Origin of the sequence: Streptomyces sp. NPDC002054, from assembly GCF_040296685.1 — a bacterium.
Taxonomy (GTDB): Bacteria; Actinomycetota; Actinomycetes; order Streptomycetales; family Streptomycetaceae; genus Streptomyces.
On sequence record NZ_JBEOXT010000017.1, the window covers coordinates 178291 to 192350 of the forward strand.

Genomic DNA, 14060 nt, shown 5'->3' on the forward strand with positions numbered 1-14060 from the left:
TGGCGCCCATTCCCGGGGACGCACCGGTTACGGGGCCTCGTACAGCCCCTCGATGAGGTCCTCGTACTTGGCCCGGACCACCCGGCGGCGCAGCTTCAGGGAGGGGGTCAGCTCACCCGATTCGGGGCCCCACTCCTCGCTGAGCAGCCGGTACCGCTTGATCTGTTCGGTGCGGTTGAGCCGCGCATTGGCCTGCTCCACCGCCCGGGCGATCTCCTCCAGCACGGTGGGGTGCGCCGCGAGGGCGGCCGGGGCGGTGTCCTCGATTCCGCGGGCGGCGGCCCAGGCCGGGGCCAGTTCGGCGTCCAGCACCAGCAGGGCGACCAGGTAGGAGCGGCCGTCGCCGTGCACCAGGGCCTGGCCGATCAGCGGGTGCTCCTTGACGGTGTTCTCCACCAGCGCCGGCGAGACGTTCTTGCCGGTGGAGGTGATGATGAGTTCCTTCTTCCGGTCGGTCAGCCAGAGGAAGCCGTCCTCGTCCAGGCGTCCGATGTCCCCGGTGGGGAACCAGCCCTCGGCGTCCGCGGCGCTCTCGACCGTCCCGTCGGGCCGCAGGTAGCCGCCGAACACGGTCGCGCCACGGGTGAGGATCTCGCCGTCCTCGGCCAGCCGGAGTTCCAGGCCCTCGATGGGCCGGCCCACCGAGCCCAGCCGGAACGCCTCCGGGCTGTTGACCGTACAGACGCCCGAGGTCTCGGTGAGCCCCCAGGCGTCCATGATCGTGATGCCCCAGCCGGCCCAGAAGCGGACCACGTCGATCGGCATCGGGGCGGTGGCACTGGCCGTCCACAGCAGCCGGTCGAGCCCGGCCAGCCCGAGCAGCGGGTCCAGTACCCGCTCCTTGGCCTGCGCGTACGCCTCCGCGACCGCGGCCGGGACCTCCTCGCCGCGCTCGTGGTGCCCGGCCCGCTCGCGGGCCAGGTCGTTGGCCGCCTCGATGGCGGTGCGCTGCTCCTCGGGCAGCTGCGCGAGGACCGCCCGGACCGAGGCGGCGAGCTTCTCCCAGACCCGCGGGACGCCGAAGAACTGGACCGGGTGCAGTTCGCGGACGGCTGCCGAGACGGCGGCCGGGTCGGCGCACAGCCGGACGTGCGCCGCCCGCAGCAGCGGCAGGTAGATGCCCAGGATCCGCTCGGCGATGTGCGCGAACGGCAGGTAGCAGATGTGCTCGGCGTGCTCGGGCAGCTCCACCTGCCGGTCCAGCCGGACCGCCTGCAGCATGATGTTGCGGTGGGTCAGCCGGACGCCCTTGGGGTCGCCGGTGGTGCCGGAGGTGTAGACGACGGTGAGCGGGTCCTCGGGCCGGGTCTCCCGCCAGCCCTTCTCGAAGTCCTCGGACCGGTGCACCCGGGCGCCGCTCGCGTGCAGGGACCCGTACGTCGGGTGGCTGCCCGCCTCGGCCGCCTCGGCGACGACCAGCCGCTCCAGCGGGGTGCCGGGGTCGGCCAGCAGCGGTTCCCAGCGGGCCAGTTCGCGGGCCCCCTCGACGACGGCGAGGCGGGCGCGGCTGTGCCGGGCGATGTGGGCGACCTGCTCGGGCGCGGAGGTTCCGTACACGGTGACCGGGACCGCGCCGAGGTGGACCAGGGCGAGGTCGGTGAGCCAGTGCTCGGGCCGGTTGCCCATCATCATCAGGACGTGGTCGCCGCGCTCCACGCCGAGGGCGGCATAGCCGGAGGCGAGGACCCCGACCTTGCGGCGGACCTCGGACCAGCTGAGGGTCGACCAGCCGTCGCCCTCCCGCCAGGACAGCGCGGGCAGTTCGGCGTGTTCGGTGGCGTTGCGGGCGAGCAGGGCGGGGAGGGTGAGCTCCTCGGCGGGTGCGGGCAGTCGCAGTTTCGTCGTCATGGGCAGCTCCTGGCCGTTTCACATCGTTGGTGCGACAGCAATACTGTTGAACCTGAGGCGCAGTGATCAGAGAGCGAGGCACAGCCGATGACCACCCAGGCGCAGGAGCCCACGCTCACCGTGGACGAACTCGCCGCGCGAGCCGGTGTCACCGTCCGTACCGTACGGTTCTACAGCACGCGCGGCCTTTTGCCCCCTCCCGTGATCGGACCCCGTCGGGTGGGCCGCTACGGGCCGGAGCACCTGTCGCGGCTGGCACTGATCGAGGAGCTCCAGCACCAGGGCATGACCCTGTCGGCGTGTCAGCGGTACCTGGACGCCCTGCCGGACGACCTGAGCGCGCACGACCTGGCCATTCACCGGGCCCTGGTGGCCAGCTGGGCGCCGGACGCGGCGGAGCAGGCCTCCCGGGCGGAGCTGGAACAGCGGGCCGGCCGGACGCTGTCGGACAGCGACATCGAGCGGCTGACGGCGATGAACGTGGTGACGGCGATCGGCGAGGGCTTCCGGGTGGAGCCGGGGCTGCTGCGGCTCGGGGTCGCGCTGCTCGACGTACCGATCGCCCACGAGACGATCGTGGCGGCGCGCACGGTGCTGATGGACCACGCGCGGTCGACGGCACAGGAGCTGACCCGGCTGTTCCGGGACGAGGTGTGGGGGCCGTTCACCGAGGGCGAGGACGACCCGGAGCGGGTGGAGTCGATGAAGGCGCTCTCCGCGCACATGCAGCCGCTGGTGGTGCAGGCCCTGGTCACCGCCTTCCAGCGGTCCCTGCGGGACGAACTGCGGGCGGCGTTCTCCCCGGAGGGATGACGCCGCTGTCGGTGCCCGCCGCTACGGTGACCCCTGCTCGCGAAGGAGCACGAAGGTCACCGGCACATCACGGGTGGGAGCGAACATGACGGCGGAGCACGACGGCACGGTCGAGGTCGGCTACTGCGAGGGCTGGGATCCGCAGAGGGGCGCCGCGCTGTCCCCGATACCGGAGCACGAGGCCCGGGCCCGCGACGAGGCGGGCGAGCCGTACGCCGTGCTGCTGAGCGCCGACGGCCGGCCTCGGGCGCTGTTCCAGGTCTCCTGGCGGGACGGCTACCTCGGGATGTTCCTCTTCGACGAGCAGGGGCGCCGTACCCGGGAGTTCGACTACCGCCGGCTGGCACCGGCGCGGCTGCACCTGAAGCGGTACCACGAGGTGCGCCACCGTACGGACTCCGCCGCGAAGGGCGAGCGGTCCGACGGCGTCGAATGGCGGTTCACGATGGACATCACCTCGGACGGGCGCGCCGGCCGGGTCCTGGAGTACGGGGGAAGCCTGTCCATGGGCGCGAGGGTGCCGGCCGAACACCGTACGGTCGCCCGGGCGGAGTTCGGCGCCTGGACGGCGTACACGGACGCGCGGATGCTCGGGCTGGACCGGCCGGTCACCCTGGTGGCGGCGTCGGCAGCGACACCGGAACGGGCGCCGGAAGGGGCACCGGTCGCAACCGGCGGACCCGCCCCCGAGGCGGTGCCCGCCTGGTCGGCCCCGCGTCCGCTCGCCCCGCGGCACCTGGAGGCGATGTTCACCGCCGGCAGCCGGCTGGCCCTCGACAGCGGCGGCATCGCGGTGATCGACGAACCCGAGCACGCCGGGCCGCTGCATCTGCCCACCGGTTCGGTCCTGGCCTGCGACCCGTGCACGCTGGGCGACTCCGACCTGCCCTTCACCGTCACGGTGCCGCCGGGCGACCACCCCCTCCTCATCGCCCGGATGCACTGGGAGGGCAAGGACTGGGGCGAGACACCGGCGGCCATGCTGCGCGTGCTCGACAAGCCGACCGCCACCTGGGAACTCGCGGTGCAGTCCGGACAGGACGCCCGGCTGCTCGGCACGGACGAGTTCTTCGGCTTCGGCGTGGACACGGGCACCGGCTGCTTCCTCGACGCCGGCGGCCGGGACGTGCTCCCCGGGCTCTTCGAAGCCGACGAGGTGGAACGCCGGGGCTGGGAAAACGGTTCGCGCGCGTACGCCGCTATCTCCGACCCGGACTCCGGGGCCAACCTGATCGCCTACCACTCCGGCATGGGGGACGGAAGTTACCCGGTGTGGATCGGCCGCGACGCGGACGGCGCAGTGACCTGCTTCGTGGCCGACATGCTGCTCCTGCACCGGGCGACGGCGCTGCCGCCCACCCTCGCCTCCGCCGCCGTCTGCGTACCGCCGTACGCGCCGCCCGCCGACGACGACCAGGACCAGGACCACAACCAGGAGGCACCGCTCACCGACCCCGGCGCCACCGCCGCGTTCCTCTCGCTCCAGAGCGCCGCCCTGGTGGACTTTATGGCCGAGCGGCAGGCCCAGTGGCGCTGAGTCCGGCGCTGCCCGGCGGGCAACGCCGGGCAGCGCCGTTCGGATCCGGCCGGGTCAGTCGGTGAAGGTCTCGCCCCGTTCGGCCTTTTCGAGCAGCAGGGCCGGCGGGGTGAAGCGCTCGCCGTAGGTGGCGGCCAGTTCGCGGGCGCGGGCCACGAAGCCGGGCAGGCCGCCCTCGTAACCGTTGATGTACTGGATCACACCGCCGGTCCAGGCCGGGAAGCCGATGCCCATGATGGAGCCGATGTTGGCGTCGGCGACGGAGGTCAGCACGCCCTCCTCGAAGCAGCGGACGGTGTCCAGGGCCTCTGCGAAGAGCATCCGCTCCTTCATGTCCTCGAAGGGGATCTCGTACCCGGGCTTGGCGAAGTGCTCGCGCAGCCCCGGCCAGATGCGGGCGCGCTTGCCGGCCTCGTCGTACTCGTAGAACCCGGCGCCGCCGCTGCGGCCGGGGCGCTCGAATTCGTCGACCATCCGGTCGATGACCCGGTCGGCCGGGTGCTCGGTCCAGGAGCGGCCCTCGGCCTCGACGGCCTTGCGGGACTCGTTGCGGATCTTGCGCGGGAGGGTGAGGGTCAGCTCGTCCATCAGGGAGAGCACCTTGGCCGGGTAGCCGGCCTGGGCCGCGGCCTGCTCGATCGAGGCGGGCTCGATGCCCTCGCCGACCATCGCCACGCCCTCGTTGATGAACTGGCCGATGACGCGGGAGGTGAAGAAGCCGCGCGAGTCGTTGACCACGATGGGGGTCTTGGCGATCTGCCGGACCAGGTCGAAGGCGCGGGCGATGGCCTCGTCGCCGGTGCGCTCGCCCTTGATGATCTCGACCAGCGGCATCTTGTCGACGGGCGAGAAGAAGTGCAGGCCGATGAAGTCGGCGGGCCGCGACACCCCTTCGGCCAGGCCGGTGATGGGCAGGGTGGAGGTGTTGGAGCAGAGCAGCGCGTCGGGCGCGATGACGTCCTGGATCTCCTGGAAGACCTTGTGCTTGAGGGAGGTGTCCTCGAACACGGCCTCGATGACGGCGTCGCAGCCGGCCAGATCGGCGGCCTCGGCGGTCGGGGTGATCCGGGCCAGCAGCTCGGCCCGCTTCGCCTCGGTGGTACGGCCGCGGGCGAGCGCCTTGTCGAGCAGCTTCTCGGAGTACGCCTTGCCGCGGGCGGCGGCCTCGGCGCTGACGTCCTTCAGGACGACCTCGATGCCCGCCTTGGCGCAGGAGTAGGCGATGCCCGCGCCCATCATGCCGGCGCCGAGGACGGCGACCTTGGTGACCTTGCGCGGCGGGATGCCCTGCGGGCGGCTGCGGCCCGCGTTGACGGCCTGCAGGTCGAAGAAGAACGCCTGGATCATGTTCTTGGCGGTCTGGCCGGTGACCAGCTCGGTGAAGTAGCGGGCCTCGATGGTCAGCGCGGTCTCGAAGTCGACCTGGGAGCCTTCGACGGCGCAGGCCAGAATGTTGCGCGGGGCCGGGTACGGGGCGCCGTTCAGCTGCTTCTTCAGGCTGGCCGGGAAGGCCGGCAGGTTGGCGGCGAACTTGGGGTTCGACGGGGTGCCGCCGGGGATCCGGTAGCCGGGCACGTCCCAGGGCTGCTTCGACTCCGGGTTCGCGTCGATGAAGGCGCGGGCCTTGGCGATCATCTCCTCGGGGGTGGCGGCCAGTTCGTGGACCAGGCCGTTGTCGAGGGCGCGCTGCGGGTTGTACTGGGTGCCCTGGAGCAGGACCTTCAGCAGCGCGTCGGCGATGCCCATGAGGCGGACGGTGCGGGTGACTCCGCCGCCGGCCGGGAGCAGGCCCAGGGTGACCTCGGGCAGGCCGATCTTGGAGCCGGAGGCGTCCAGGGCGATGCGGTGGTGGCAGGCCAGCGCGATCTCGTAACCACCGCCCAGCGCGGCACCGTTGATGGCGGCGACGACCGGCTTGCCGAGGGTCTCGATCCGGCGCAGGGAGCGCTTGATCTCGGTGCCGGTGTCGAAGGCGATCTGCGCGTCCGCCGGGCGGAGCCGGATCATGTCCTTGAGGTCGCCGCCCGCGAAGAAGGTCTTCTTGGCGGAGGTGAAGATGATGCCCCGGATGGAGTCCTTCTCGGCCTCGGCGCGGTCGGCTACGCCTGCGATGGAGTCCTTGAAGGCCTGGTTCATCGTGTTGGCGGACTGGTTGGGGTCGTCAAGGATCAGGGTGACGACGCCGGTCTCGTCCTGTTCCCAGCGGATCGTGGTGGACTCGCTCATGTTCGCTACTTCCGTGTGAGAGGTGGGATCAGGGATCAGGACGGATCAGAGGCGTTCGACGACGGTGGCCACGCCCATGCCGCCGCCGACGCAGAGGGTGACGAGCCCGTAGCGCTTGTCCTGGCGCTCCAGCTCGTCGACGATCGTGCCGAGGATCATCGCGCCGGTGGCGCCGAGCGGGTGGCCGAGCGCGATGGCGCCGCCGTTGACGTTGACCTTGTCGAGGGTGGTGCCCATGTCCTTGACGAAGCGCAGCACGACGCCGGCGAAGGCCTCGTTGATCTCGATCAGGTCGATGTCGTCGATGGTCAGCCCGGCCTTGGCGAGGGCCTTGCGGGTGGCGGGGGCGGGGCCGGTGAGCATGATGGTGGGCTCGGAGCCGGAGACGGCCGCCGAGACGATCCGGGCGCGGGGGGTGAGGCCGTTGCGCTCGCCCGCCTCGCGGGAGCCGATCGCGACGAGCGAGGCGCCGTCGACGATGCCGGAGGAGTTGCCCGCGTGGTGGACGTGGTCGATCTTCTCGATCCAGTGGTACTTCTGCAGGGCGACGGCGTCGAAGCCGCCGAGCTCGCCGATGTCGGCGAAGGAGGGCTTCAGCTTGGCGAGGGTGTCCGCGGTGGTGCCCGGGCGGATGAACTCGTCGTGGTCCAGGACGACCAGGCCGTTGCGGTCGGTGACCGGGACCACGGACTTCGCGAAGCGGCCTTCCTTCACGGCCGTCGCGGCGCGCTCCTGGGAGAGGGCGGCGTACTCGTCCACATCGCGCCGGGAGAATCCCTCGATGGTGGCGATCAGGTCGGCGCCGATGCCCTGCGGGACGAAGTTGACGTCCCAGTTGGTCATCGGGTCGTTGAACCAGGCGCCGCCGTCGGAGGCCATCGGCACCCGGGACATGGACTCGACGCCGCCGGCCAGGACCAGGTCCTCCCAGCCGGAGCGGACCTTGGCGGCGGCCAGGTTGACGGCCTCCAGGCCGGAGGCACAGAAGCGGTTCTCCTGCACGCCCGCCACGGTGTCCGGCAGCCCGGCGGCGATGGCCGCGATCCGGGCGATGTCCGAACCCTGGTCGCCGACCGGGCCGACCACGCCGAGCACGATGTCGTCGATGGTGCCGGGGTCCAGGCCGGGGTTGCGCTCCCGCAGCGCGTGGATGAGGCCCACCACCAGGTCGATCGGCTTGGTGCCGTGCAGGGCGCCGTTGGCCTTGCCGCGGCCCCGCGGGGTGCGGATCGCGTCGTATACGTAAGCTTCGCTGCTCACTGGTCAAGCCTTTCGAGGGGAGGTTAGCCAAGCAGGGAACGGCCGATGATCTCTTTCATGATCTCGGTGGTTCCGCCGTAGATGGTCTGGATGCGGCCGTCGGTGAAGGCCCGGGCGACCCGGTATTCGGTCATGTAGCCGTAGCCGCCGTGCAGCTGGAGGCAGCGGTCGGCGACCCGCTTCTGCAGTTCGGTGGCCCACCACTTGGCCATCGAGGCGTGCACGTGGTCGAGTTCGCCGTTGGAGTGGTCCACGATGCAGCGGTCGAGGAAGGTGCGGGTGACGGCGCATTCGGTGGCCATCTCCGCGATCTCGAAGCGGATGTGCTGGAGCTTGGCCAGTGGCCGTCCGAAGGCCTCCCGCTCCTTCACGTACTGCGTGGTGATCTCCAGCAGGTGCTCGGCGCCGGCGATGGCGGCCATCGCGATGCCCATCCGCTCCTGCGCCAGATTGGTCATCAGGTGGACGAAGGCGCCGTTGAGTTCCCCGAGCAGGTTCTCCTTGGGGACGCGGACGTCCTGGAAGAACAGCTCGGCGGTGTCCTGGGCCTTCTGGCCGATCTTGTCGAGGTTACGGCCGCGCTCGAAGCCGGCCATGCCACGCTCGACCACCAGCAGGGACAGGCCGTGCGCCCCGCCCTCGGGGGTGGTGCGGGCGACCACGATCACCAGATCGGCGAGGATCCCGTTGGAGATGAAGGTCTTCGACCCGTTGAGCAGCCAGTGGTCGCCGCGGTCCTCGGCGCTGGTCTTGATGCCCTGGAGGTCGGAGCCGGCCCCCGGCTCGGTCATGGCGATGGCGGTGATCGTCTCGCCGGAGCAGAACCCGGGCAGCCAGCGGGCCTTCTGCTCCTCGGTGGCCAGGGAGGTCAGATACGGCCCGATGATGTCGTTGTGCAGGCCGATCGCGAGCCCGGCGGCACCCGCCCGGGTGAACTCCTCGGCGATCACGGCGGCGTACCGGAAGTCGCTGTTCCCGCCGCCCCCGTACTCCTCCGGGACGGCCAGGCCCAGCAGCCCCTGCCGGCCGGCCGCCCGCCAGGCCTCGCGGCTGACGATGCCGTCCTTCTCCCAGCCGTCGTAGTGCGGGGCGACCTCCTTGGTGAGGAAGGTGCGCACGGTCTCGCGGAAGGCCTCGTGCTCCGCGTCGAAGATCTGGCGTTTCATACCGGGCCCCCTAGAGCCAGTTGCGGACGGTCTCGATGAGCCGCGCCGGCTCGGGGCCGACGGGGGTGACGTTGAGATGGGTGACGCCGGCCTCCCGGAAGGCCTCGATGCGCTCGCGTACGTACCCCTCGGGGCCGCACAGCGTCATGAGCTCGCAGAACTCGTCCGGGACGGCGGCGGCAGCGTCCCGCTTGCGTCCGGAGAGGTACAGCTCCTGGATCTTCCTGGCTTCCTGCTCGTAGCCGTAGGCGACGGCCAGGTCGTTGTAGAAGTTCTTGCCGACGGCGCCCATCCCGCCCACATACAGCGCGATCTGCGGACGGGCCAGGTCCCGTACGGCCGCCGCGTCCTCGCCGATGGCGAGCAGGCCGCCCGCCACCGTCTGCAGCGGCCCGAGTTCCGGCGCCCGCTTGGCCGCACCCTCGGCGAGCGCGCTCCCCCACACGGCCGCCGCCTTCTCCGGGATGAAGAGGGTGGGCAGCCAGCCGTCGGCAATCTCCGCGGTGAGCGCCACATTGGCCGGGCCGAGCGAGGCGATGTAGACGGGGATCCGGTCGCGCACCGGCCGGGTGAGGATCTTCAGCGGTTTGCCGTGCCGGCCGCCCTTCTCCGGCGGCAGCGGCATATCGGTGATGCCGTGGTGGTCGACGGTCTCGCGGCGCCAGATCCGGCGGCACAGCTCGACGGTCTCCCGGGTCCGGCCGAGCGGCCGGTCGTACGGCTTGCCGTGCCAGCCCTCGATCACCTGCGGGCCGGAGGCGCCGAGGCCGAGCAGGGCCCGGCCGCCGGACATCGCGTCCAGTCCGGCGGCGGTCTGGGCGATCAGCGCGGGGGTGCGGGAGTAGACGTTGAGGATGGCCGAGCCGATCTTCATCCGCTCGGTGCGGGCGGCCAGATAACCCATGATCGTCGGGGAGTCGAAGCCCCAGGCCTCGGCCACCCAGACGGCATCCAGCCCGGCCGCCTCCAGCGCCGCGGCCTCGTCGGCGGCCCGCCGCGGATCACCGGCGTAGTCGAGCAGCATGGACAGTTGCATCAGTCGCCCTTCCCGGTCCCGGTCGCGGTCCCAGTCCTGGTCCCGGTCTCGGTCAGCGCGGGTACGTCCCAGTCTCGCGCGACCGCCTCGGTGTCGGCGCCGGGCTGCGCCGGACCGCTGTGCACCGCCCCGGGGGTGGCGGAGAAGCGGGGCGCGGGCGCCGGCTGGATGATCCCGCCGAACTCGGTGAAGGTGCCGCGAGCCGCGAGCTGCGGGTGCTCGGGGGCCTCCCGCAGCGAGAGCACCGGCGCCACGCAGGCGTCCGTGCCCTCGAAGACGGCCGTCCACTCCTGCCGGGTACGGGTCCGGAACTTCGCGGCGACGGCCTCGCGGAGCTCCCCCCAGCGGGCCGGGTCCTTGCGGGCCGGGGCGCGGTCGGCGATCCCGAGCAGCTCGGTGAAGGTGTCGTAGAACTGCTGCTCCAGCGCGCCGACGGCCATGTATCCGCCGTCCGAGGTCTCGTACGTGCCGTAGAAGGGGCAGCCGCCGTCGAGCAGGTTGGCGCCGCGCCGGTCCTGCCAGCCGCCGGCCGCCATCATCCCGTGGATCATCGCGGTGAGGTGGGCGGTGCCGTCGACGATGGCCGCGTCCACGACCTGGCCGGTGCCGCCGGGGGTGCGGGCGTGCTGGAGGGCCGCGAGGACGCCGACGACCAGGTAGAGGGAGCCGCCCGCGTAGTCGCCGACCAGGTTGGCGGGGACGGCCGGGGGCTCGTCCGGCTTGCCGATCATGCCCAGTGCGCCGGTGACGGCGATGTACGCGATGTCGTGGCCGGCGGTGTGGGCGAGCGGGCCGTCCTGGCCCCAGCCGGTCATCCGGCCGTACACCAGCCGCGGGTTGCGGGCCCGGCACTCGGCCGGACCGACACCGAGCCGTTCGGCGACCCCGGGCCGGAAGCCCTCGATCAGGATGTCGGCCCGCGCGACCAGGTCGAGCACCCGGGCGGGCCCGTCGGCGGCCTTCAGGTCGATCAGTACGGAGCGCTTGTTGCGGTTGGTGACGTCGTACGCGGGATTGACGGCCAGGCCGCCCCCGCCGGGCCGGTCCACCCGGACCACATCGGCGCCGAGGTCGGCGAGAAGCATGGCGGCGAACGGCCCCGGGCCGATGCCCGCCAACTCGACCACCCGCACCCCGGCCAGTGGGCCGTTCCGGCCGGTCCCGCCGGTCCCGCCGTTCCCTGTCACTGCCATCGAGCCCCCAGCGTCCGCGACTGTGTGACACAACTGATGTAACACCAGCGATGCTAGGAAGGTGCTCCACTCAGCACAAGAGCAAGCGCTTAGTCGATTGCACCGATCCGCGCGTCCAGCTCCTTGACGTGCCGCTTCAGGGCCACCGTCCGATAGCTCTCCTCCACCCATTCGCACAGCACCTCCGCACTCGGTGCCCCCGTCACCCCCAGCGGCACCGACACCCAGCCCGCCTTCCCCAGCCCGTACCCGGTGGGCTCGGCCCCCGGGGCCGTCATGGCATGCCCGTGCAACGCCTCGTCCTTGAGCTTCACCGACACGCCCGGGGGCTGCGGCCCGTCCGTGTTCCCCAGAAAGACGAAGATCTTCTTGTTGACCTTCACCACACAGTCCTCGGGCCCCCACGGGAACTCCTCCACCGCCTCGGGCAGCCCCAGGGCGAACTCCCGCACCGCTTCCCACTTGCGCACCTCGGTCTTCATCGACGCCTCCTCCTCGGCACAGGTCATACCTGCCCATACGGACAGCCGCAGCTCACGCTAGCCTCAGCGACCGACACCAGCTGGGAGGAGCGGGGATGAACAGACAGGACGCACCGGAACGCACGTACGACGTCGTGCTCTTCGGGGCGACCGGGTTCGTGGGGGCGCTGACCGCGGAGTATCTCGCCGCGCACGCGCCGGCCGACTGCCGGTGGGCCCTCGCGGGCCGCGACACCGGCAAACTGGAACGGCTCCGCGAACGGCTCACCGCACTGCATCCGCACTGCGCGAAACTGCCCCTGCTGCGCGCCGACGCCACCGACCCGCAGGCGGTCCGCGAACTGGCCGCCGACACCCGGGTCCTGGCCACCACCGTCGGCCCGTACATCTGGTACGGCGCGGAGCTGGTCGCGGCCTGCGCGGAGGCCGGCACGGACTACCTGGACCTCACCGGCGAGCCGGAGTTCGTCGACCGGATGTACGTCGAGCACGACGCCCGCGCCCGGGAGACCGGCGCACGCATCGTGCACGCCTGCGGGTTCGACTCCATCCCCGCCGACCTGGGCGCCTACTTCACGGTCCGTCAGCTGCCCGAAGGGGTCCCGCTGACCGTGGACGGGTTCATGCGCGGCGGCGGCCTGTTCTCCGGCGGCACCCTCGCCTCGGCGCTCACCGCCCTCGGCCGCGGCCCGCAGGCCCTGAACGCGGCCCGGGAACGCCGGCTCCACGAACCCCGGCTGCTGGGCCGCCGGGCCCGCGGACCGGTCGGCGCACCCCGGTTCAGCCGGGAGACCGGCACCTGGGCCCTGCCGCTGCCCACCCTGGACCCGCAGATCGTGGCCCGCTCGGCAGCCGCACTGGACCGCTACGGCCCGGACTTCCGCTACCGCCACTACGCCTCGGTCAAGCACCTGCCGATCGCAGTGGGCGCCACCGTGGCGGTCGGCGCGGCAGCAGCCGTGGCCCAGGTGCCGGCCGCCCGGAACTGGCTGATGAACCGGTGGGAACCGGGCCAGGGCCCGGACGCGGAACGCCGGGCCCGCAGCTGGTTTAGCGTCCGGTTCGTCGGCGAGGGCGGCGGACGCCGCGTCCTGACCGAGGTCGCGGGCGGCGACCCCGGCTACGGGGAGACGGCGAAGATGCTGGGCGAGTCGGCGCTCTGCCTCGCGTACGACGCCCTGCCCGCGACCTCCGGCCAGCTGACCACGGCGGTGGCGATGGGCGACGCCCTGCTGGACCGGCTCCGACAGGCCGGCATCCGCTTCCGGGTGGCGGACGTCCGCTGAAGCGGGGGCCGGCCGAAAGCCGGCGACTTCCTCGGCTCAGCCGGCTTCCTTCAGTGCCCTCCGGCACAGGGAGTCGGCGAGCCGGGTGGTCTCGGGAATCCGGTACCGCGGGCTGAGGGCGAGTGCGTGCGCACAGGCGTTGTCGAGCGAGACCCGGTGCCCGACGGACACGTACACCGGCTTGATGCCGTCCTGCGTGCGCACCGCCCGGCCGACCTCGGTGCCGTCGGCGGCGCAGAGCGGCGCGAAGTCGCCGCGCCGCGCGCCGGGCTCCTCATGGGTGAAGGTGAACGGATTCTTCGCCACGCCCATGGCCGGCAGCCCGGTCACCACGCCGAGATGACAGGCCAGCCCGAAGCGGCGCGGGTGGGCCAGCCCGTAGCCATCGCAGACGACCAGGTCGGGGGTGGCGGTCAGGGCGTCGAGGGCGGCCAGTACGGTGGGCAGCTCCCGGAAGGCCAGCAGCCCGGGCACGTAGGGAAAGCTGACGTGCCCGACGGCCGTGGCCTCCTCCACCACCCGGAGGGTGGCCCCGTCGATCACCACGGCCGCGGCGGCGACCAGGTCGCGCTCGTCGTCGTACGCGACATCGACCCCGGCCACGAGCCCCTGCCCGACGGCCGGCCCGACCTCACCGAAAACGACACGGCTCCGCAGTTCGTCTTGTATCGCCCGGGCCTCGGCCTCGTCGGCGGGGGTTTTCACGCTCGTCATGATGGTCCGAGGGTAGCCTGGCGATCATGTTCGTAATGGAGCTGACCTACACCGCGCCCGTCGAAGCCGTGGAAGAGCAGATGGACGCGCACATCGCCTGGCTGACCGGCTACTACGCGGCGGGCGTCTTCCTCGCCTCGGGCCGCAAGGTCCCGCGGGACGGCGGCATCATCCTGGCGGGCGGGGTCTCCCGCGCCGAAATCGAAAAGATCGCGGCGGAGGACCCCTTCGTGGAGGCGGGCGTCTGCGCGTACCGCATCACGGAATTCATCGCGACGAAGACGTCGGCGGACCTGGCGACGGTACGGGAGTCGGCGGGGTAGGGGGTTTCCTGCCGGGCGGGATCAGGTGGCGTCCGGGGGCTGCCCGTCAGTCCTCAGTGTCCTTCCGTGTCGGCCGTCGGCCTCAAGGGCGCTCCTTCGTCGCGTCGCTTCGCGATTCCGCTTCGCTCCACCCTTGACCCCGCCGTCCGCCCCGGAAAGACAAGGACTGTCGGGAA

At 71.9% G+C, this 14060-nt stretch carries 12 protein-coding genes; 4 read left to right on the forward strand and 8 right to left on the reverse strand.

What is annotated here, in order from left to right; translation table 11 throughout:
- Window positions 1-27: 27 nt before the first annotated feature.
- Window positions 28-1848, reverse strand: a complete 1821-nt coding sequence (locus ABT123_RS18385; protein ID WP_351315263.1) for an AMP-dependent synthetase/ligase — start codon at window positions 1846-1848, stop codon at window positions 28-30.
- 87 nt (window positions 1849-1935) lie between these two features.
- Here ABT123_RS18385 and ABT123_RS18390 point away from each other — a divergent pair, with 87 nt between their 5' ends.
- Both ABT123_RS18390 and ABT123_RS18395 read left to right on the forward strand, forming a co-directional pair.
- A complete protein-coding gene (locus ABT123_RS18390; RefSeq protein ID WP_351315266.1) occupies window positions 1936-2661 on the forward strand; it encodes a MerR family transcriptional regulator in 726 nt (241 codons plus the stop codon).
- 85 nt (window positions 2662-2746) lie between these two features.
- Window positions 2747-4198 carry a DUF4241 domain-containing protein gene (locus ABT123_RS18395; RefSeq protein WP_351315269.1) on the forward strand — a complete coding sequence of 484 codons (1452 nt, stop codon included), beginning with the start codon at window positions 2747-2749 and terminating at the stop codon, window positions 4196-4198.
- A 54-nt stretch (window positions 4199-4252) separates the two neighbouring features.
- Here ABT123_RS18395 and ABT123_RS18400 read toward each other — a convergent pair whose 3' ends face one another.
- From ABT123_RS18400 to ABT123_RS18425, 6 genes are all read right to left on the reverse strand, one after another.
- Window positions 4253-6424: a 3-hydroxyacyl-CoA dehydrogenase NAD-binding domain-containing protein gene (locus tag ABT123_RS18400; protein ID WP_351315272.1), complete on the reverse strand. Its 2172-nt coding sequence runs from the start codon at window positions 6422-6424 to the stop codon at window positions 4253-4255.
- Window positions 6425-6469: 45 nt separating this feature from the next.
- Window positions 6470-7684, reverse strand: a complete 1215-nt coding sequence (locus tag ABT123_RS18405; RefSeq protein ID WP_351315275.1) for an acetyl-CoA C-acetyltransferase — start codon at window positions 7682-7684, stop codon at window positions 6470-6472.
- Between the two features lie 23 nt (window positions 7685-7707).
- On the reverse strand, window positions 7708-8850 hold the full coding sequence (locus ABT123_RS18410; RefSeq protein ID WP_351315278.1) for an acyl-CoA dehydrogenase family protein: 1143 nt from the start codon (window positions 8848-8850) through the stop codon (window positions 7708-7710).
- 10 nt (window positions 8851-8860) lie between these two features.
- Entirely contained in the window at window positions 8861-9886 is a 1026-nt protein-coding gene (locus ABT123_RS18415; RefSeq protein ID WP_351315281.1) for an LLM class F420-dependent oxidoreductase, read from the reverse strand.
- Complete coding sequence (locus tag ABT123_RS18420; protein WP_351315283.1) at window positions 9886-11079, reverse strand: CaiB/BaiF CoA transferase family protein; 1194 nt, start codon at window positions 11077-11079, stop codon at window positions 9886-9888. The genes ABT123_RS18415 and ABT123_RS18420 overlap by 1 nt, the downstream gene beginning before the upstream one ends.
- Window positions 11080-11168: 89 nt before the next feature.
- Window positions 11169-11561: an MmcQ/YjbR family DNA-binding protein gene (locus ABT123_RS18425; RefSeq protein ID WP_351315286.1), complete on the reverse strand. Its 393-nt coding sequence runs from the start codon at window positions 11559-11561 to the stop codon at window positions 11169-11171.
- A 95-nt stretch (window positions 11562-11656) separates the two neighbouring features.
- Here ABT123_RS18425 and ABT123_RS18430 point away from each other — a divergent pair, with 95 nt between their 5' ends.
- Entirely contained in the window at window positions 11657-12847 is a 1191-nt protein-coding gene (locus ABT123_RS18430; protein ID WP_351315289.1) for a saccharopine dehydrogenase family protein, read from the forward strand.
- 36 nt (window positions 12848-12883) lie between these two features.
- On the opposite strand, the gene ABT123_RS18435 is transcribed toward ABT123_RS18430, so the two are convergent.
- Entirely contained in the window at window positions 12884-13561 is a 678-nt protein-coding gene (locus ABT123_RS18435) for an endonuclease V (protein ID WP_351315292.1), read from the reverse strand.
- Window positions 13562-13587: 26 nt separating this feature from the next.
- Between ABT123_RS18435 and ABT123_RS18440 the strand changes: the two genes are divergently transcribed.
- On the forward strand, window positions 13588-13884 hold the full coding sequence (locus ABT123_RS18440) for a YciI family protein (protein WP_351315295.1): 297 nt from the start codon (window positions 13588-13590) through the stop codon (window positions 13882-13884).
- The last annotated feature ends 176 nt before the right edge of the window (window positions 13885-14060 follow it).

Bases quoted from the DNA above. Each gene is read 5' to 3' on its own strand.
- ABT123_RS18385 (WP_351315263.1), bottom strand. From the start codon at position 1,848: ATGACGACGAAACTGCGACTGCCCGCACCCGCCGAGGAGCTCACCCTC.
- ABT123_RS18390 (WP_351315266.1), top strand. From the start codon at position 1,936: ATGACCACCCAGGCGCAGGAGCCCACGCTCACCGTGGACGAACTCGCC.
- ABT123_RS18395 (WP_351315269.1), top strand. From the start codon at position 2,747: ATGACGGCGGAGCACGACGGCACGGTCGAGGTCGGCTACTGCGAGGGC.
- ABT123_RS18400 (WP_351315272.1), bottom strand. From the start codon at position 6,424: ATGAGCGAGTCCACCACGATCCGCTGGGAACAGGACGAGACCGGCGTC.
- ABT123_RS18410 (WP_351315278.1), bottom strand. From the start codon at position 8,850: ATGAAACGCCAGATCTTCGACGCGGAGCACGAGGCCTTCCGCGAGACC.
- ABT123_RS18415 (WP_351315281.1), bottom strand. From the start codon at position 9,886: ATGCAACTGTCCATGCTGCTCGACTACGCCGGTGATCCGCGGCGGGCC.
- ABT123_RS18420 (WP_351315283.1), bottom strand. From the start codon at position 11,079: ATGGCAGTGACAGGGAACGGCGGGACCGGCGGGACCGGCCGGAACGGC.
- ABT123_RS18425 (WP_351315286.1), bottom strand. From the start codon at position 11,561: ATGAAGACCGAGGTGCGCAAGTGGGAAGCGGTGCGGGAGTTCGCCCTG.
- ABT123_RS18430 (WP_351315289.1), top strand. From the start codon at position 11,657: ATGAACAGACAGGACGCACCGGAACGCACGTACGACGTCGTGCTCTTC.
- ABT123_RS18435 (WP_351315292.1), bottom strand. From the start codon at position 13,561: ATGACGAGCGTGAAAACCCCCGCCGACGAGGCCGAGGCCCGGGCGATA.
- ABT123_RS18440 (WP_351315295.1), top strand. From the start codon at position 13,588: ATGTTCGTAATGGAGCTGACCTACACCGCGCCCGTCGAAGCCGTGGAA.